Source organism: Mycobacterium sp., from assembly GCF_052144515.1.
Classification (GTDB): Bacteria; Actinomycetota; Actinomycetes; order Mycobacteriales; family Mycobacteriaceae; genus Mycobacterium.
This window is the reverse complement of record NZ_JBKQQD010000071.1, coordinates 13,707-31,908: the sequence shown is the minus strand read 5'-3', so window position 1 is coordinate 31,908 and position 18,202 is coordinate 13,707. Positions and strand designations below refer to the sequence as shown.

The 18,202-nt window shown below is 68.6% G+C and carries 16 protein-coding genes and 1 tRNA gene; 13 read left to right on the top strand and 4 right to left on the bottom strand.

Going from position 1 to position 18,202, the window contains the following annotated elements:
- The first annotated feature begins 15 nt into the window (after positions 1-15).
- A complete protein-coding gene (locus ACLP9N_RS03665) occupies positions 16-783 on the top strand; it encodes an oxidoreductase (protein ID WP_442406111.1) in 768 nt (255 codons plus the stop codon).
- Positions 784-1,174: 391 nt separating this feature from the next.
- On the opposite strand, the gene ACLP9N_RS03660 is transcribed toward ACLP9N_RS03665, so the two are convergent.
- Positions 1,175-2,032 (bottom strand): HAD-IB family hydrolase, encoded by an 858-nt coding sequence (locus ACLP9N_RS03660; protein WP_442406110.1) that lies wholly within the window; start codon positions 2,030-2,032, stop codon positions 1,175-1,177.
- 427 nt (positions 2,033-2,459) lie between these two features.
- Between ACLP9N_RS03660 and ssd the strand changes: the two genes are divergently transcribed.
- Genes ssd through ACLP9N_RS03625 form a run of 7 tightly spaced genes read left to right on the top strand, consistent with a single transcriptional unit; the run spans position 2,460 to position 6,997 of the window.
- Entirely contained in the window at positions 2,460-3,524 is a 1,065-nt protein-coding gene (gene ssd, locus ACLP9N_RS03655; protein ID WP_442406137.1) for a septum site-determining protein Ssd, read from the top strand.
- Positions 3,521-4,708, top strand: a complete 1,188-nt coding sequence (locus ACLP9N_RS03650; RefSeq protein WP_442406109.1) for a TadA family conjugal transfer-associated ATPase — start codon at positions 3,521-3,523, stop codon at positions 4,706-4,708. The genes ssd and ACLP9N_RS03650 overlap by 4 nt, the downstream gene beginning before the upstream one ends.
- Entirely contained in the window at positions 4,705-5,505 is an 801-nt protein-coding gene (locus tag ACLP9N_RS03645) for a type II secretion system F family protein (protein ID WP_442406108.1), read from the top strand. Before ACLP9N_RS03650 ends, ACLP9N_RS03645 begins: the two co-directional genes overlap by 4 nt.
- A 22-nt stretch (positions 5,506-5,527) precedes the next feature.
- Entirely contained in the window at positions 5,528-6,118 is a 591-nt protein-coding gene (locus ACLP9N_RS03640; RefSeq protein ID WP_442406107.1) for a type II secretion system F family protein, read from the top strand.
- A gap of 9 nt (positions 6,119-6,127) precedes the next feature.
- Positions 6,128-6,334, top strand: coding sequence for a DUF4244 domain-containing protein (locus ACLP9N_RS03635; protein WP_442406136.1), 207 nt, complete (start codon positions 6,128-6,130; stop codon positions 6,332-6,334).
- A gap of 47 nt (positions 6,335-6,381) precedes the next feature.
- A complete protein-coding gene (locus ACLP9N_RS03630; protein ID WP_442406135.1) occupies positions 6,382-6,672 on the top strand; it encodes a TadE family type IV pilus minor pilin in 291 nt (96 codons plus the stop codon).
- 16 nt (positions 6,673-6,688) lie between these two features.
- Positions 6,689-6,997, top strand: a complete 309-nt coding sequence (locus ACLP9N_RS03625) for an Rv3654c family TadE-like protein (RefSeq protein WP_442406106.1) — start codon at positions 6,689-6,691, stop codon at positions 6,995-6,997.
- A gap of 5 nt (positions 6,998-7,002) precedes the next feature.
- Here the strand turns inward: ACLP9N_RS03625 and ACLP9N_RS03620 are convergent, their stop codons facing one another.
- Positions 7,003-8,040: a PAS domain-containing protein gene (locus tag ACLP9N_RS03620; RefSeq protein ID WP_442406105.1), complete on the bottom strand. Its 1,038-nt coding sequence runs from the start codon at positions 8,038-8,040 to the stop codon at positions 7,003-7,005.
- A gap of 413 nt (positions 8,041-8,453) precedes the next feature.
- The gene (locus ACLP9N_RS03615) at positions 8,454-10,790 is read right to left on the bottom strand and encodes a DEAD/DEAH box helicase (RefSeq protein ID WP_442406104.1); all 2,337 of its coding nucleotides are present in this window, start codon (positions 10,788-10,790) and stop codon (positions 8,454-8,456) included.
- A 311-nt stretch (positions 10,791-11,101) separates the two neighbouring features.
- Here ACLP9N_RS03615 and cspA point away from each other — a divergent pair, with 311 nt between their 5' ends.
- The 3 genes from cspA (at position 11,102) to topA (ending at position 15,046) form a co-directional block, all read left to right on the top strand.
- The gene (gene cspA / locus ACLP9N_RS03610) at positions 11,102-11,305 is read left to right on the top strand and encodes a cold shock protein CspA (RefSeq protein WP_007166602.1); all 204 of its coding nucleotides are present in this window, start codon (positions 11,102-11,104) and stop codon (positions 11,303-11,305) included.
- A gap of 157 nt (positions 11,306-11,462) precedes the next feature.
- Positions 11,463-12,053 (top strand): hypothetical protein, encoded by a 591-nt coding sequence (locus tag ACLP9N_RS03605; RefSeq protein ID WP_442406103.1) that lies wholly within the window; start codon positions 11,463-11,465, stop codon positions 12,051-12,053.
- A gap of 206 nt (positions 12,054-12,259) precedes the next feature.
- On the top strand, positions 12,260-15,046 hold the full coding sequence (gene topA / locus ACLP9N_RS03600; RefSeq protein ID WP_442406102.1) for a type I DNA topoisomerase: 2,787 nt from the start codon (positions 12,260-12,262) through the stop codon (positions 15,044-15,046).
- Between the two features lie 39 nt (positions 15,047-15,085).
- Here topA and ACLP9N_RS03595 read toward each other — a convergent pair whose 3' ends face one another.
- On the bottom strand, positions 15,086-16,810 hold the full coding sequence (locus ACLP9N_RS03595; RefSeq protein ID WP_442406134.1) for an adenylate/guanylate cyclase domain-containing protein: 1,725 nt from the start codon (positions 16,808-16,810) through the stop codon (positions 15,086-15,088).
- 47 nt (positions 16,811-16,857) lie between these two features.
- On the opposite strand from ACLP9N_RS03595, the gene ACLP9N_RS03590 reads away from it, so the two are divergent.
- Positions 16,858-18,075, top strand: coding sequence for a DNA polymerase III subunit delta' (locus ACLP9N_RS03590; RefSeq protein ID WP_442406133.1), 1,218 nt, complete (start codon positions 16,858-16,860; stop codon positions 18,073-18,075).
- A gap of 49 nt (positions 18,076-18,124) precedes the next feature.
- A tRNA-Thr gene (locus tag ACLP9N_RS03585) sits at positions 18,125-18,197 on the top strand.
- The last annotated feature ends 5 nt before the right edge of the window (positions 18,198-18,202 follow it).

Genomic DNA, 18,202 nt, shown 5'->3' with positions numbered 1-18,202 from the left:
CTAGGTTGGCACCCTATGACGGCTGACGCGTTGGCTCCGCTGATGGAGTTGCCCGGGGTCGCGGCTGCCAGCGACCGGGCCCGCGACGCGCTGGGCCGAGCGCACCGGCACCGGGCCAACCTGCGGGGCTGGCCGGCGACTGCCGCCGAGGCGGCGCTGCGGGCCGCGCGGGCTTCATCGGTGCTCGACGGCGGTCCGGTGCGGCTGGATGAGCAGGCCGCCGCGGTTACGCATCCGGTGTTTGCCGGCGCGCTGAGGGTGGCCCAGGCGCTGGAAGGTGGCGCGGGCTCGTTGGTCGGGGTGTGGCAGCGGGCACCGTTGCAGGCGCTGGCGCGTCTGCACATGCTGGCGGCGGCCGGCCAGGTGGACGACGATCGGCTGGGCCGCCCGCGTGCCGACGGCGGAGTTGGCCCGCGGCTGGAACTGCTCGCCAATGTGGTGACCGCGCGCACGCGGGCGTCGGCACCGGTGGTCGCAGCGATTGCGCACGGAGAGTTGCTGACGCTGAAGCCGTTTGGCAGCGCGGACGGCGTGGTCGCCCGGGCGGTGTCGCGGTTGGTGACCATCGCCACCGGACTGGACCCGCACGGACTGGGTGTACCCGAGGCGAGTTGGATGCGCCAACCGTCCGACTATCGTGACGCGGCCCGCGGATTCGCCGACGGAACACCCGACGGTGTGGCGGCTTGGTTGGTGTTGTGCTGTGGGGCGCTGCAGGCGGGCGCCCAGGAGGCTTTGACGATTGCTGAGTCGTCCAGCGGAGTATCGGCTTCAGACGTGTGAAGCGGGCGGCGTTCCGAAGATTTCGGATCGCCGCCCGCTAACACGGATATCGGTTTCCAATCGTGCATCTTTGGGCTGCGTGGGTGGCCTCGGCGATCTTGCGACGCTTCCGGCTGCAACCCCACCCAAAGGGCCGTCGGTGCCTTCGACTATTCGCAATTACGCAGGCCCGCAACACTTCTGCCATTATCGCGGCTATGACTCCGCGTGGGTGCCGGAACCCGTGCTGGGCGCCCGAAGCGGGAGATCGAACCTTCTCTTCCGGATCGACCTAGGCCTCAACGGGCTTCCGTGGTTCCTTTGTACTCTTAGAGCCTTAACACGGCAAGGCCCAATTCTGTGAAAGTTGCGAAGGCGGCTCGGATCGGGTGCGCTTTCTGTTTGCTGCGGGCTAGAACGCAAAGCGTCGTAGCAGCGAGTACGTGACCGCTCCGGCGGCCAGCGCGGTAATACCCACCGCGGCGGTGGTCGCGATCGCGGCGCCCGATGGTGCCGGGATGCGGTCACGCAGCGACACGGGCCGCGAAAAACTCAGCACCGGCCAATCGCGCTCGTTGGCTTCCTTGCGCAATCCGCGGTCGCCGTTGACCACGTGCGGGTGGCCCACCACCTCGAGCATCGGCAGGTCGGTGATCGAGTCGGAGTAGGCGTAGCAGTGCTCCAGCAAATAGCCCTCCCGGGCGGCCAGCTCGCGGATCGCCTGAACCTTGCCTTCGCCGTAGCAGTAGAACGCCACCTCGCCGGTGTACTTACCGTCCTCGACGACCATTCGGGTCGCCATTGCATGGGTGGCGCCCAGCGCCCGCGCGATCGGCGCAACGATCTCTTCTCCCGACGCCGACACCACCACGACGTCGCGGCCGCACAGCTTGTGTGCGGCGATCAGGTCGGCGGCTTCGGCGAACACCAGCGGAGTCACGATGTCGTGCAGGGTCTCGTTGACGATCGACTTGACCTGCTCGACATCCCACCCGGTACACATGTTGGCCAGGTGGGTGCGCATCCGATCCATTTGGTCATGATCGGCACCGGAGAGCAGAAAGATGAACTGGGCATAGCTGGACTTGAGCACTGCCCGGCGGTTGAGTAGTCCCTGGTTGAAAAACGGTTTGCTGAACGCCAGCGTGCTGGACTTGGCGATGATGGTCTTGTCCAGGTCGAAGAAGGCGGCGGTGCGGGCGCTGGAAGCGGTGTTTGCCGCCGTTTCGGGCGAGGTCTGCTGATGCGCGGCCGAGTCAGAGACGGTCACCAGCCCAGCATAGGTGGACAACGCGACGGGGCCACGGGCTTGCGCAAAACGCCGGATCAGGACAGATAGGATAGGTGGTGTTTTTGCGGCTCACAGTGTTTTTTTCATTTTGCGACTACTTGCGTCAGTCCGCACTGTCATGTGTATAGTAAGCATTACTCGGCCCTGGGCCGAGGGTGCATCAGCCCGACCCCCCGGGGCTGATGCACGACGACCCTCGCCTCCTCCCCCCCTGGCGGGGGTCGTCCCTTTTCTGGGGTAAGTAATCAACGGACCTACAGCGTCGGCCGCTGTCTCGGTTAGTGCACAGTCGCGTCTCTTTCCACAAGTTGGGATTTGGGCCTGGTGTCCCACCCTTGCGGCCCCGCACGGTGAATGGGTGACGAGGACGACTGCCGCCCGCTGCGGCTCTTCGGGCGTGTTGGCGGTGCTGACCGATCCGCAGTTGCGGGACGAGTTCGACCGGGTGGCCGCGGCTGTCGGTGTTCGGGTGGTTCATGCCGGCGCGGGGTCTGCGGTGAATAGGAAAACCTGGTCGGCAGCGGTGGCAGTGGTGCTCGACGAGGCGGCGGCGAACCGGTGTGGGCAGGCCGCGCTGCCGCGCCGCACCCACGTCAGCGTGCTTACCGCTGCCGAAGCTGCGACGGCGACGTGGGCTGCCGGCATCGCGGTTGGCGCCCAGCATGTGCTGAGGTTGCCCGAGCAAGAGCGCGAATTGATCCACGAACTAGCCGAAGCCGCCGAGTCGGCGCGCGACGACGGCGTGCGCGGCGAGGTCGTCGCCGTCGTTGGGGGCTGCGGCGGGGCCGGTGCATCTTTGTTCGCGGTCGCCCTGGCGCAGGGCGCCACCGATGCGCTGCTGGTGGACCTCGATCCGTGGGGCGGCGGTATCGATCTGCTGGTGGGCAGCGAAGCCACGCCCGGCCTGCGCTGGCCGGACCTGGCCTTGCAGAGCGGGCGGCTGAACTGGTCATCAGTGCGCGAGGCGCTGCCGCGACACCGGGGGATCAGTTTGCTCTCGGGCACCCGGCGCGGGTACGAATTGGACGCCGGGCCGGTGGACGCCGTCGTTGACGCCGGTCGCCGCGGGGGAGTCACCGTGGTCTGCGATCTTCCCCGTCGCCTCACCGATGCCACCCAAACTGCACTGGACGCCGCCGATCTGGTCGTCGTGGTCAGCCCCTGCGACGTCCGGGCGTGCGCGGCGACCGCGACGATCGCCCCGGTACTTTCGGCGAGCAATCCTCATCTCGGGCTGGTCGTGCGGGGGCCGTCCCCGGGAGGTTTGCGGGCAGCGGAGGTCGCCGATATCGCCGGGCTGCCGCTGCTGGCCTCGATGAGGGCCCAGCCGCGGCTCGCTGAGCAGCTAGAACACGGTGGCCTGCGATTACGACCGCGAACCCCGCTCGCTGCGGCCGCACGTCGGGTGCTGGCCGTGCTGCCCCGTTCGGGGTCGAGACCCGGGTCAGCGCAGAGTGGTAGGGCAGCGTGAGCGGTTCACTGATCGAACGCGTGCGTGAGCGGCTGGCGTCGGAATTCGCTCCGCTGGGGACCCCTCTGGGGTCCCCTCTGGAGCCCCGAGCGGTGGCCGACGCGATCCGCGCCGAGTCCGGCGGGATGCTCGGCGACACCGAGGTGCTCGCCAATCTTCGGGTGCTGCAGACCGAACTGACCGGTGCCGGCATCCTCGAACCGCTGCTGTGCGCGGACGGCACCACCGACGTGCTGGTCACCGCACCCGACGCGGTGTGGGTGGACGACGGAAACGGATTGCAGCGCAGCCACATTCGGTTTGCCGACGAGGCCGCGGTGCGACGATTGGCGCAGCGGCTGGCGTTGGCCGCGGGCCGGCGTCTCGACGACGCGCAACCCTGGGTGGACGGGCAGCTGACCGGCATCGGTGCCGGACGCTTCGCGGTGCGGCTACACGCGGTGCTGCCACCGGTGGCGGCCGGGGGCACCTGCCTATCGTTGCGGGTATTGCGCCCGGCCACACAGGATCTGGCCGCGCTGACCGCGGCGGGCGCGATCGAGCGACAGGCCGCCGCACTGCTTGACGACATCATCGCGGCCCGGCTCGCCTTCCTGGTGTGCGGCGGGACTGGCGCGGGCAAAACCACCCTGTTGGCGGCGATGTTGGGTGCCGTCCCGCCCCATGAGCGGATCGTGTGCGTGGAGGATGCGGCCGAGCTGGCACCCCGGCATCCGCATTTGGTCAAGCTGGTCGCCCGGTGTGCCAACGTCGAAGGTGTCGGTGAGGTCCCGGTGCGCCAACTCGTCCGCCAGGCGCTGCGGATGCGGCCGGACCGCATCGTGGTCGGCGAGGTCCGGGGCGCTGAGGTGGTCGATCTTTTGGCGGCGCTGAACACCGGCCACGACGGCGGAGCGGGCACCGTGCACGCCAACAACCCGAGCGAGGTTCCCGCGCGGCTGGAGGCGTTGGGCGCGCTCGGCGGCCTTGATCGGGCGGCGTTGCACAGCCAGCTGGCCGCGGCGGTCCAGGTGCTGCTGCATGTCACGCGGGATCGCGCCGGCCGGCGAAGGCTCAGCGAGATCGCGATGCTGCGCCAGACCGATGGGTGGGTTCACACGGTCACGGTGTGGCATGCCGACCGTGGGCTGACAGACGGTGCGGCCGATCTGGGCCGTGTGCTGCGAACCAGAATCCCGGCATGAGCGCCCTCACGTCCGCCGCGCTGCTGTTATCGGTTGCGCTGCTGGTGTTTCCGTCGTCGCCTCGTGGCCGGCTCACACCGGCTGTGCGCACGCGGAGGCTGTCGCCGCTCGACCCGCGCTGGCTTGTCCGCCTCGCGGGGTGCGTCGCGGTCAGCGCGGCGGTGCTGCTGCCGTTGACGACGGTCCTGGCTGTCCTAGTCGTGGGTGCGACCGGATGCGTCCGTTACCGTCGTCGCTGCCGGAGCCGGCGCGCCACCGACGAGGGGCGCACGCTGCAGACGGCCCTCGACGTGCTCGTGGGGGAGTTGCGGGTCGGCTCTCATCCCGTGCGTGCGTTTTGCGTCGCCGCGGACGAAACCGCCGGTACGGTCGCTGCCTCGTTGCGCGCCGTCGCCGCGCGCGCCAGGTTGGGCGCCGATGTGACGGCCGGCCTGCGCGCCGAGGCCTGGTCTTCGGCGTTGCCCGCACACTGGGATCGACTCGCGGTGTGCTGGCAACTCGCCAGTGACCAGGGGCTGGCGATCGCCACCCTGATGCACGCCGCGCAACGCGATATCGCCGAGCGGCAACGATTTTCGGCGCGGGTGGTATCGGGTATGGCCGGCGCCCGCGCCACCGCGGCCATACTCGCGGGCCTGCCGGTGCTCGGGGTACTGCTCGGGCAACTGATCGGCGCCCGGCCGCTGACTTTCTTGCTGAGTGGGCACGCCGGCGGGTGGCTGCTGGTGATCGGGTCGACGTTGGCATGCGCCGGGCTGCTGTGGTCGGACCGCATCACCGATCGGCTGGCTGCATGAGCGCCGGGGCGAGCGCCGAGCCATGAGCACAGCGGCGGTGTTGCTGGCCGTGGCGTTGTTGACCGGTGCCGGTCCCTCACTGGTGCGGGCTCGCGCCGGGATGCCGGCCCGCGCACATCGGCTGCGACCACAGTCGGCGCGCGGCCCAGATCCCCTCGCCGTCGCGTCCAGCCTGGACGTGCTGGCGGTGTGCCTGGCGGCGGGCATGGCGGTGTCGACCGCCGCGGCCGCGACCGCCCCGTCCGCGCCGCCCAAGCTGGCCCGGGTGTTGCGTCGGGCCGCCGACCTGCTGGCGCTGGGCGCCGACCCCGCCGTCGCCTGGTCGACAGCGCCGGATCTGCCGGGGGCGGCCGTCGACGCGCAGACCGACGCGCTGCTGCGGCTGGCGCGGCGTTCGGCGTCCTCGGGCGCGGCGCTGGCCGACGGCGTCGCCGAACTGGCAGACCAGTCCCGCGACGACGCCGCGCACGCGGCCACCGCAGCCGCCGAGCGGGCCGGGGTACTGATCGCCGGGCCGCTGGGGCTTTGCTTTTTGCCGGCGTTTGTGTGCCTGGGCATCGTTCCGGTGGTGGCCGGGCTGGCCGGCGATGTCCTGCAGTCGGGTCTGCTATGAGAAAGGAATATATTGGTGAGCAACATGTTTCGTGCCTTCGTCGCGCGGATGACGCTGCTGGCGGCCGACGAGTCGGGCATGTCCACGGTGGAATACGCCATCGGGACTATCGCGGCGGCGGCCTTCGGCGCGATCCTGTACTCCGTCGTCACCGGCGATTCCGTGGTGTCGGCGCTTACCCACATCATCGGTCGCGCGCTCAGCACCAAGGTTTAGCGCGCGGTGTCGATGGGAGTGCCGGCGCGAGCACCGTCGAGGCGGCACTGGGCATCGCGGCGCTGGTCGTCGTGCTGGTGCTGTGCCTGGCGGGTATCACCGCGGTGTCGATGCAGGTGCGCTGCGTCGACGCCGCGCGCGAGGCAGCGCGACTCGCCGCGCGCGGCGACGACGGGGCGGCCGTCGAGGCCGCCCGCCGCATCGCGCCCGGTGGTGCGTTGGTCCGTGTGCGGCGGGACGGCGACTTCTTCGTCGCGACCGTCGTCGCGCAATCAAAGCTGTTGCCCACCTTGGATATTGGGGCCAAAGCGGTCTCGTCGGCCGAGCCGCGGCGGTGACCGGGGTTCGGCCACCGTGGTAGCGGCCGCGATGGTCGCGGCGCTGCTGTGCATCACCGGCGCCGGCGCCTACCTGGGCTCGGTCGTGGTGGCGCGGCACCGCGCGCAGGCGGTCGCCGATCTGGCCGCGCTGGCGGCCGCCGCGGCGCTACCTTCGGGAGTCGCCGCGGCTTGCGCCCGTGCGACGGCGGTGGCCCACGAGATGCGCGTCGACGACGCCCGCTGCCGTGTCGACGGGCTCGACGTCGTCGTCACCGCGCGGGTGGGCGTCGCCTTTGCCGGGGTGGCGCAGGCCGCCGCGCGGGCGGGACCGGCCGGTCCCTAAGTCCGTCAGGACTCGTCGTCGGTGGCTTTCGACAGTCCCGCATTGTCGAGTTCGCTGTCGGTGGGTAATCGCAGCGAGACCAGTCCGGCGAAAATATCCGGTTCGAGTTCCACCCGGTTGACGGTGACATGTACTGGCACCCAAGCGTTTTCGAAGCCCCGCATCCGCAGCACCCGGCTGGTTGCCCCGTCGGCGAACTCCTTGGTCATGGATTCCATCACCTGCTCGTCGTCCGGATGGACCCGCTCCTGGTCGGTATCGCCGCCCCGCCAATCGTAGAAGGGGCACGGCTCGTCGAGCCATTTCAGCAGGGTCCACGTCTTGAGGTCGAAGAGCGCGCGGTGCACTCCGGCCTGTGCCAGTCCGTTGAGGATCCGCTGCGCCAGGTCGTCCACCGACACCATCGGACCCTTCGGCTCGGCACGCCAGTTCATCGCCCGCGCGACCAGGTGGTCACGGCCGTCTGGTCCAGGCTCCTTCGCGGTGCGCGCGACGAGACCTATCCGGATGGCGTTTCCCTGCCAATCGGTGAGATCCAAGGTGCTGCACAACGTTTGCCCCGCCTCGCCCTTGACGGCCATGGCAAGCAGCTTGGCTTCGTTCGGATTCAGTTCACGCGACGGAAGATCTTCGGCAAAGGCTCTGCCAGAGGTGACCTCGACCTCGGGATTCTTGCCGCTGTTGGCCAGCGACTCCTGGGTGTCGGTGGCCACGCCACGGGTCAGGTCCCACTTCAGCGGTCCGGGGGTCGGCCGCTCGGGCGGCTCGGAATCGGCGGGGCCGGTCCACACATGCACACCGTGCATGCGGCCGTCGGACATCACCACCGGCTCGGTGCGGATCACCCGGTCGCGCTTGGGGGTGATGCTGGTGAGGCTCTGGCCGGTCTGTAGTGTCTCGGCGATCGCCGTTCGGACGGCGGAAAGATAGGGACTGCGCCGCAGAAACGTCGTGATGGGGACGAGGTTTTTGACCTGCCGTCCCTGCGCCACCACGGCGGGTTCGTCCCCCAGCGTCTCCACGAGCAGCCAGTCGTGGGCCATGCGGCCAAGTTTACGTCCGAGTGACGCCTGTCTGATCGGCCGGGGGAGACCCGGTCGTGGACACCTGCCGCGCCGGCCCTGGCGGTTGGGCGCCAATCATGGTTTGCTGCTTGGTTTTTGCTGTCGCCCGACGCGACGATCGCGCGGCCGTCGTCGCCCATAAACGAAGACCGATCTGGTCGCCGCGCCGATAGCCGCTACGTTTGCAAATGTTGCCGCGGCCAGGTATTTTCCTGCTGCGTCCGCATTTAGCGGGCTTGCGAACGGATCGTGATGTCCGACCGTTCGCCGCGCTGTGTGACGGCGCGCCGGCAGTTCTTCAGCAGCGAGGAAATGCCTTCTGGTGGCGGCCGTCACGACGCAGATCCGTGGAGGTCGACCGTCGAGGGGTCGGTCGCCATCCGCTGGATTGCTCAGCGTGGCCCGTGGCCCAATTCCGCGAGTACCAGCCGCAACACCAGCGAAGCACCCGCCTTGTCCAGCGGGTCGTTGCCGTTGCCGCATTTGGGGGACTGCACGCACGACGGGCATCCGCTCGGGCATTCGCACGCCTCGATGGCCGCGGCCGTCGCACCCAACCAGGTGCTCGCCTGACGAAAGCCGCGTTCGGCGAATCCCGCCCCGCCCGGATAGCCGTCGTAGACGAAGACGCTGGGCAGCCCATCAGGCCCGATCGCGGTGGACATGCCGCCGATGTCGCCGCGGTCGCAACTGGCCACCAGGGGCAGCAATCCAATGGCGGCGTGCTCGGCGGCGTGTAACGATCCTGGAATCTGAGGTAAGTCGATGCCTCCAATATCATTGCGCAGCAACGCATCCTGGGTGACCGTGTACATGGCCGCGGTAGTGGGCAACGTGTGTTCCGGCATATCCAGCTCGATGAAGTCGATCACCTCCCCGTTGAGGCGGCGGCGCAGATAGCCGACCACCTGGTGGGTGACCGTCACGGGCACCAAGCCCAGCGTCACCGGGCCGAAAGCCAAACGCTCACCCTCCCCGGTGACCGCGATGTCGGCGAGCTCCCTCGCAAAGGTCGCGTAACCGGGGTCCTCGGCGTGGACGAATGCGATTCCCTCCTGGGGATCGAGCGAATCGACGACGTAGCTCTCGCCCCGGTGCAGGTAAACCGCCCCCGGATGCACCGAGGCCGGAGCCTGACCGGCACCGACGCTGCCCAGTAGCCGCCCGGTGTCCGCCTCGACGATGACGATCTGGCCGCCAGTCGAACCCCGGATGTCCACCGCGGCATGTGGTTCTACGCCGGGGGCCGGAAAGTAATTGCCGCCGCGCCGGCGCAGCAGCCCGTCGTCGACCAGCGCCGCGGTCACCTGCTCTGCGTCCAAAGATCGGACTTCAGCGTCATCGAGTGGTAGTTCGGTTGCGGCGCAAAGTAGTTGGGGTCCGAGAATGTAGGGGTTGGCGGGGTCGATCACCACGCGCTCGACCGGTTTGTCCAGCAGCGCGGCAGGGTGGTGGACCAGATACGTGTCCAGCGGGTCGTCGCGGGCGATCAACACGACCAGTGCGCCCTGGCCGCGCCGGCCTGACCGCCCGGCCTGCTGCCAGAACGAGGCGACCGTACCGGGGAAACCGGCCAAGACCACCGCGTCGAGTCCGGCGATATCGATCCCCAGTTCGAGCGCATTCGTGCTGGCCAGACCGCGCAACCGGCCCTCAGCCAGGGCGTGTTCCAAAGCGCTGCGGTCCTCGGCGAGATAGCCGGCCCGATACGACGCCACTTTGTCGGTCAGCTCCGGTGCGATGTCGTCCAGTCGCGCCTGCGCGCCCAGCGCGGTCAGCTCGGCGGCACGCCGCGACCGGACGAACGTCAACGTCTGCGCCCCCTGCGCAATCAGGTCGGCCATCACCCGCGCCGCCTCCGCACCCGCGGACCGTCGGACCGGGGCGCCGTGCTCGCCGGTCAGGTCGGCGCGCAACGCGGGTTCCCACAACGCCACCGTGCGGGCCCCCTGCGGCGAGCCGTCGTCGACGACCTCCTCGACCGGCTGGCCGATGAGTTCGGTGGCCGTCGCGCCCGGTGAGGCCGTCGTCGCGCTGGCAAAGATCACGGTCGGCGCTTTGCCGGGTTCGGGGGCATAACGCGCGCACAGTCGTAACAGCCGGCGCAGCACCATCGCCACGTTGGAGCCGAAAACACCACGGTAGTAATGACATTCGTCGACGACCACGAACCGAAGACCGCGCAACAGGACAGCCCAGCGCGCATGGTTGCGCAGTATCGACAGGTGGATCATGTCGGGATTGGAAAACAGCCAGCGCGACCGCTCGCGCGCAAAGCGGCGCACCCCGGCGGGACTGTCGCCGTCGTAGGCCGTGGGTGCGACGTCGTTCAGCCGAGGGATGGCCGTGGTCAACGCGTGCGCGGCGCGCAACTGGTCGTGACCGAGCGCTTTGGTGGGCGACAGGTACAGCACCCGGGCCCGCGGGTCTGTCGCCAGCGCATTGAGGACGGGAAGTTGGTAGGCCAGCGATTTTCCGGACGCGGTGCCGGTGCTTACCACGACGTGACGGCCGGCGTGTGCCAGCTCCGCGGCCTGCACCTGGTGTGACCACGGCGAGCTGATGCCGCGGTCGGTAAATGCGCGGACCACGTCGGGCTCGGCCCACGCCGGCCATCCGTGCGGCCGGCCGCTGCGCGACGGCAACTCGGCGACGTGCCGCAGCGGATGCTCACCCGGCGCGGTGCCCGCCAGCGCGGCGGCCAGCAGCTCGCTGCCGAAACTCGCCATCACAAGCCTCTCTCGCCTTTCTCGGTCGCCGGAATCCATCGTCTAGATGACGACCGGGTTACCAGACCAACCTTTCCGGATCGTCGTTAGCGGAAATCTGTTGCGAAGGCGATGAACATGGTTGACTAATCAGCGGTCGCAGCTTCTGTGTTCGTGTCAAACTTTCGCAGGATCGACGTTGCGGCCGCGGTTCCTGCGAGGTTATCGGTCGGGGGAGATTCCGGCGACTACGCATGGTATGGCGGTCGCGGCGGGCCCGGTGCGCCGGAAGGCGGTGCACCGCACCCATGTAGAGAAGGAAAGATCGAGAGATGCCACAGGGAACTGTGAAGTGGTTCAACGCGGAGAAGGGGTTCGGATTCATCGCCCCTGAGGATGGTTCCGCCGATGTGTTTGTCCACTACACGGAAATCCAGGGTTCGGGCTTCCGCACCCTCGAAGAAAACCAGAAGGTCGAGTTCGAGATCGGCCACAGCCCTAAGGGCCCCCAGGCCACCGGAGTCCGCTCCGTCTAGGAGAAGAGCAGAGTCCGACGAAACCCCCCGTGCAGTCCCGCTTAGCGGGCCCGCCGGGGGGTTCTCGTTACCCAGCGGGGTGCCCGCGACACGGCCGGGTGGCGCCGCGCCGGATACTTCAAGCCAAGGATCGGCAAGCTGGCCTACTGTCGGTTGAGTGAGCCAGCTTTCCTTCTTCACCGCTGAGTCGGTACCGCCCGCGGTCGCCGATCTTTCCGGTGTGCTGGCTGCCTCCGGCCAGATCGTGATGGTGGGCGCCCGAGACATTGCCGGTGCCCGGCTTTCGGTGGTCGTGGATCAACCGTGGCGCGCTTCGGCGCTGGCCGAGATGATTCGCGAAGCCGGTTTGGAACCCGAGATCTCCAGAACCGAGGAAGACACCCCCTTGGTGCGCACGGCGGTGAGCGAGCTGTTGCGCCCGATTGCCGCCGAGTGGACGCGGGGGGCGGTCAAGACGGTGCCGCCGCGTTGGCTGCCCGGACCGCGCGAGCTGCGGGCGTGGACCCTGGCGGCCGGCACGCCGGAGGCCGACCGTTATCTGCTCGGTCTGGACCCGCACGCACCGGACACCCATTCGCCGCTGGCGTCGGCCCTGATGCGGGTCGGGATTGCGCCTACCCTGATCGGTACCCGCGGCGGCCGGCCCGCACTCCGGATCAGTGGCCGTCGGAGGCTATCGCGCCTGGTAGAGAACGTGGGGGAACCCCCCGCCGACGCCGAGGCGTTGTCGCTCTGGCCCCGGGTTTAGCGGCGCAGGAGGGCACCCACACCCGAGGGCCGGTTTGCGAAAGCGCACCCAAGGGTGCGAAATTGTCACATGCCCACAGGCGGGCGGTACGGCGGCGTACCTGAATTTCCCCGGGAATTGCCCGGACTTTCAGAGGCCGACCTGTCATTCTTCCTGCGGGGCGGTCCCGCTAGGGGACCGGCATAGGAGATGGAGCGTAGGCGCAGTTGGCTGACGGCGGACATGGGAGCGGCCGGCGACTGGTCATAGTCGAGTCGCCCACCAAGGCGCGCAAATTGGCCGGTTATCTGGGCTCCGGCTACATCGTCGAGTCCTCCCGGGGGCATATCCGCGACTTGCCGCGCGCCGCGGCCGACGTGCCCGCGAAGTTCAAGTCGGAGCCGTGGGCACGACTTGGAGTCAACGTCGACGCCGACTTCGAACCGCTCTACATCATCAGCCCCGAGAAAAAGAGCACGGTCAGCGAGCTGAAGGGGCTGCTCAAGGACGTCGACGAGCTCTATCTCGCCACGGATGGTGACCGCGAGGGCGAGGCCATCGCTTGGCATCTGCTGGAAACCCTCAAGCCGCGCATACCCGTCAAGCGGATGGTCTTCCACGAGATCACCAGGCCCGCGATCCTCGAGGCCGCCGAAAATCCCCGCGATCTGGACATCGACCTGGTCGACGCGCAGGAGACCCGCCGCATCCTGGACCGGCTCTACGGCTACGAGGTCAGCCCGGTGCTCTGGAAGAAGGTCGCGCCCAAGCTGTCGGCGGGCCGGGTGCAGTCGGTGGCCACCCGCATCATCGTGCAGCGGGAACGCGACCGGATGGCGTTCCGCAGCGCGTCGTACTGGGACATCGTCGCCAAGCTGGACGCCAGCGTGTCCGACCCGCAAGCCCAGCCGCCGACCTTCACCGCCCGGCTGGCGACCGTTGACGGGCTGCGCGTGGCCACCGGCCGCGATTTCGACTCACTGGGAACGCTGCGCAAGGCCGACGAGGTTGTCGTACTCGATGAGGCCCGCGCGACCGCGTTGGCGACGGGATTGCAGGGCGCACAGCTGACGGTGGCGTCGGCGGAGGAGAAGCCCTACACCCGGCGTCCGTACGCACCGTTCATGACGTCGACGCTGCAGCAGGAGGCGGGCCGCAAGTTGCGGTTCTCCTCGGAGCGCACGATGAGCATCGCGCAGCGGCTCTACGAAAACGGCTACATCACTTATATGCGTACCGATTCCACGACGCTGTCGGAGTCGGCGATCGAGGCGGCGCGCACGCAAGCGCGCCAGCTCTACGGCGCGGAGTACGTCGCTGCGTCGCCCCGTCAGTACACCCGCAAGGTGAAGAACGCTCAGGAGGCGCACGAGGCCATCCGGCCCGCCGGCGAGACGTTCGCCACCCCGGACGCGGTGCGCCACGAACTCGGCGGTGACGAATTCCGCCTCTACGAGCTCATCTGGCAGCGCACGGTGGCCTCGCAGATGGCCGACGCGCGCGGCACCACGCTGAGCCTGCGCATTGCCGGTCGATCGGGCGAGCAAGAGGTCGGGTTCGCCGCGACCGGCCGCACCCTGACGTTCCCCGGCTTCCTGAAGGCCTACGTGGAGACGGTGGACGAACTGGCCGGCGGCGAGGCCGATGACGCCGAGCGGCGACTGCCCCACCTGACCCCGGGTCAGCGGCTGGACGCCATCGAGCTGACCCCGGACGGCCACGCCACCAACCCGCCGGCGCGTTATACCGAGGCGTCGTTGGTGAAAGCGCTCGAGGAGCTGGGTATCGGGCGCCCGTCGACCTACTCGTCGATCATCAAGACCATCCAGGATCGCGGCTACGTGCACAAGAAGGGCAGCGCCCTGGTGCCCTCCTGGGTGGCGTTCGCCGTCACCGGTCTGCTGGAGCAGCATTTCGGCCGGCTCGTCGACTACAACTTCACCGCGGCGATGGAAGACGAGCTCGACGAGATCGCCAACGGGCACGAGCGACGGACCAACTGGCTCAACAACTTTTACTTCGGCGGCGACCACGGTGTGCCCGATTCGGTAGCCCGCTCCGGCGGCCTCAAGCGGCTGGTCGGTGTCAACCTCGAAGGCATCGACGCTCGAGAAGTCAACTCCATCAAGCTTTTTGACGACGCAGAGGGCCGACCGGTCTATGTTCGGGTAGGCAAGAACGGGCCGTACCTGGAACGCCAGGTTCCCAACGAGGACGGCGAGCCCACGCCCCAGCGGGCCAACCTCAACGGCGCACTCACCCCCGACGAGCTGACACTCGAAGTGGCCGAAGAGCTCTTCGCCACCCCGCAAGAGGGGCGCGTCCTGGGAGTGGACCCGGAAACCGGCCACGAAATCGTCGCCAAAGACGGCCGGTATGGGCCTTACGTGACCGAGATCGTGCCGGAGCAACCCGGCGAGGACGACGGTGGCGCTGGGTCTGATCAGAAGGCGAAGAAGGGCAAGAAGGCTTCTGTTTCTCAAGGCCCCAAACCCCGGACCGGCTCACTGCTGCGCAGCATGGACTTGCAGACCGTCACCCTCGAGGACGCGCTGAAGCTGCTGTCGTTGCCAAGGCTGGTCGGCGTGGACCCCGATTCGGGTGAGGAGATCACCGCGCAGAACGGGCGTTATGGGCCATACCTCAAGCGCGGCAGCGAATCTCGCTCGCTGGCGGCCGAGGACCAGCTGTTCACGATCACCCTCGACGAAGCGTTGAAGATCTACGCGCAACCGAAACGCCCTGGCCGACAAAGTGCTTCGGCGCTGCCGCTGCGCGAGCTGGGAGCTGATCCGGCGACGGGCAAGCCGATGGTGATCAAGGACGGCCGATTCGGGCCCTACGTCACCGACGGTGAGACCAACGCCAGTCTGCGCAAGGGTGACGACGTGGTGTCGATCACCGACGAGCGCGCCGCCGAACTGCTGGCCGACCGGCGCGCCCGGGGTCCGGTCAAGCGGCCCGCCAAGAAGGCGACTCGCAGGGCGCCGGCGAAGAAGGCCACCAAGCGTTAGCCGACTCGACCCGACTCGACCCGGTAGCGCCCGGGTCGATCACATGATCTCGCTGGACACCTCTTCGGCGGCAGGTTCTTCGGGAGCAGCCGCCTGGACGGCCAGCTTCAGCGGCCGGGCCAGCTGGGTGGGCGCGGAGCGCCCGCGCAGCTCGACGACCTCGCCCACATCCCAGCACAGGGCCTCGGAGTCGAGCGCGCCGCTGACGGCGATCGCCGACGCGAGCACATGGCCTACCTCGAGCTTGGCCAGTTCGGTGAGCCGGGCGGCCTCGTTGACCGGGTCGCCGATCACCGTGTACTCGAAGCGGGCCTGCGCGCCGATGTGACCCGCGATGGCCCTACCGGACGACACCCCGATGCCGAACTCCGCGGAGCCGATCACCGGCAGGAGTTCGTCGTGCAGCTCGCGGGCAGCCGCCAGTGCGCCGCCGGACGCGTCCGGGTGTTCGATCGGCGCGCCGAAGATCGCCAGCGCGGCGTCACCCTGGAACTTGTTCACGAATCCGCCGTGGCGGCCGACGGTGTCCACCACGACCCGGAAGAATTCGTTGAGCAGATGGACCACCTCGCCGGGCGGTCGTGTGGCGGCCAGCTGGGTCGAGCCGACCAGGTCCACGAACAGCACCGCGACGTCGCGTTCCTGGCCGCCCAACTCGGTGCCGCGCTCCAGGGCCCGGCGCGCAACGTCTTCGCCGACGTACCGACCGAACAGGTCGCGCAGCCGCTGCCGCTCGGACAGATCACGCACCATGTCGTTGAAGCCGGCTTGCAGCAGGCCGAGTTCGCTGGCGTCGTAGATCTGCATGTGCGCGTTGTAGTTACCGCGCTGCACCTCCGACAGCGCCCAGCGCAGCTGGCGCAGCGGGTCGGCGATCGACATGGCCACCAACAGCGTGCTGACCAGCCCGATGCCCAACGCCGCCAACGCCAGCAACAGGATGGGAGTGAACAAACTCTCCGGTGCCGCATGCAGCAGCGAAACCTTGTCGGCCACCACAGCCAGCACGATGGCCAGCACCGGCACGGCGGTGGAGAGCATCCAGGTCAGCATCTGTCGCAGGATGACGCCGGGCGCCTTCACGTTCTCCGGCACGCCGCTGCGCAGGGCGGCCACAGCAACCGGCCGCAGCACCCGCTCAGACTGCAGGTAACCGATGATCGCGGTCGCGGCGGCGCCCAGTGCCGTGGCGACCGTCACGACGGGCGCTGCGTGCCTGGCCACCGACCAGCTGGCGACGATGAAAACCACCCCGCCGATGCACCAGGACGCCACGCTGATCACCGTGCGGTAAAAGGGCATGCGCAACGCGCGGCTGCGGGCCAGTTCGGTAGCGGCCGGATCAGTCTCGGCGAGCAAATTATCGCGGCGCTGCCACCGGAAAACCGGCATCAGCATTTTCAGGTTCACCGCGAACCCGGCGGTGAACACGACGATCAGTGAGATCGCCCAGACCACCAGGTTGATGGTGGGCAGGTCCTGCAGCTGAATGCGGTCCTGAGGTGGCAAGCCGTAGCGCAGGAAGCCGAGCACGAACAGGGCGCCGATGATGTCGGCCTGCAGCATGCTCAGCGAGAACACCGGCCACGGGGTGCGCACCACCCACCGGACGAATGCGCTAATCCGCCCGGGCAGTGTCGCCGCCGGGGTTGCCACCAATCCACCGTATCGGTCAGTGCCGACTTGTCGGAAACCTAAAAGCGCCTCGGCAAGTCGCCGCGAGCTGCCAAAAGCCGCCGAAAGATCACGGGAATGTCGCGATATGGCAGCTGATCGGTATCTGTCGGCGGGTGTCGCTACTGTTGCCGATGATGTCCGGGGTGTTTACGCGGCTGGTAGGCCAGCAGGCGGTGGAAACCGCGCTGCTCGCCGCCGCCAGGGCCGCCCGTGGTGATCCGGCTCACAACGCCCCTGGCGACGGGACTATGACACATGCGTGGCTCATCACCGGTCCCCCGGGATCCGGCCGCTCAGTCGCCGCACTGTGCTTTGCCGCGGCGCTGCAATGCACTCGGAAACCTGAAGACGGGGAGCCGGGCTGTGGGAGCTGCCGGGCGTGCACGACGACGATGGCCGGCACCCACGCCGACGTGCGACGGGTAATTCCGGAAGGCCTGTCCATCGGCGTGGACGAGATGCGCGCCATCGTGCAGATCGCGTCGCGCTGTCCGACCACCGGGCACCGGCAGATCGTCGTGATCGAGGACGCCGATCGATTGACCGAAGGCGCGGCGAACGCTCTGCTCAAGGTTGTCGAAGAGCCGCCGCCGTCAACGGTGTTCCTGCTCTGCGCGCCGTCGGTGGATCCCGAGGACATCGCGGTCACGCTGCGATCCCGGTGCCGGCATGTCGCGCTGGTGACTCCGTCGACCGAGGCCATCGCGCAGGTGCTGGTCGACAGCGACGGCCTGGCCGCCGACACGGCGAACTGGGCGGCGTCTGTCAGCGGCGGTCATGTGGGGCGGGCGCGCCGGCTCGCCACCGACCCGGAGGCTGCGCAGCGGCGCGAGCAGGCGTTAGGACTGGTGCGTGACGCCGCCACCCCGTCACGGGCCTACGCCGCCGCCGAGGAGTTGGTGGCCGCCGCCGAAGCCGAGGCGTTAGTCCTGACCGCCGGGCGCGCCGAGGCCGAAACCGAAGAGCTGCGAACGGCTTTAGGGGCCGGCGGTACCGGCAAGGGCACGGCTTCGGCGATGCGCGGTGCCACCGGTGCGATCAAGGATCTGGAGCGACGGCAGAAATCCCGTCACACCCGGGCCTCGCGCGATGCGCTGGACCGGGCGCTGATCGACCTGGCGACCTACTTCCGGGATGCGCTGGTGGTCTCGGCAAACGCGGGCGGGGTGCGGGCCAATCACCCGGACATGGCTGAGCGGGTGGCTTCGCTGGCCGCCCACGCCGCGCCGGCGCGGCTGCTGCGGTGCATCGAGGCCGTGCTCGAGTGCCGGGAAGCGCTGGCGGTCAACGTCAAACCCAAGTTCGCCGTCGACGCCATGGTCGCCACCATCGGCCAGGAACTACGTGATTGATTTCGTCGCGCCCGCCCGCCTGCCGTAGACTCGTGCCGCCCGCGGGCATGCCGCCTTAGCTCAGTCGGTAGAGCGATTCACTCGTAATGAATAGGTCAGGAGTTCGATTCTCCTAGGCGGCTCAATC

Bases quoted from the DNA above. Each gene is read 5' to 3' on its own strand.
- ACLP9N_RS03665 (WP_442406111.1), top strand. From the start codon at position 16: ATGACGGCTGACGCGTTGGCTCCGCTGATGGAGTTGCCCGGGGTCGCG.
- ACLP9N_RS03620 (WP_442406105.1), bottom strand. From the start codon at position 8,040: ATGGCCCACGACTGGCTGCTCGTGGAGACGCTGGGGGACGAACCCGCC.
- ACLP9N_RS03640 (WP_442406107.1), top strand. From the start codon at position 5,528: ATGAGCACAGCGGCGGTGTTGCTGGCCGTGGCGTTGTTGACCGGTGCC.
- ACLP9N_RS03645 (WP_442406108.1), top strand. From the start codon at position 4,705: ATGAGCGCCCTCACGTCCGCCGCGCTGCTGTTATCGGTTGCGCTGCTG.
- ACLP9N_RS03590 (WP_442406133.1), top strand. From the start codon at position 16,858: ATGTCCGGGGTGTTTACGCGGCTGGTAGGCCAGCAGGCGGTGGAAACC.
- cspA (WP_007166602.1), top strand. From the start codon at position 11,102: ATGCCACAGGGAACTGTGAAGTGGTTCAACGCGGAGAAGGGGTTCGGA.
- ACLP9N_RS03615 (WP_442406104.1), bottom strand. From the start codon at position 10,790: ATGGCGAGTTTCGGCAGCGAGCTGCTGGCCGCCGCGCTGGCGGGCACC.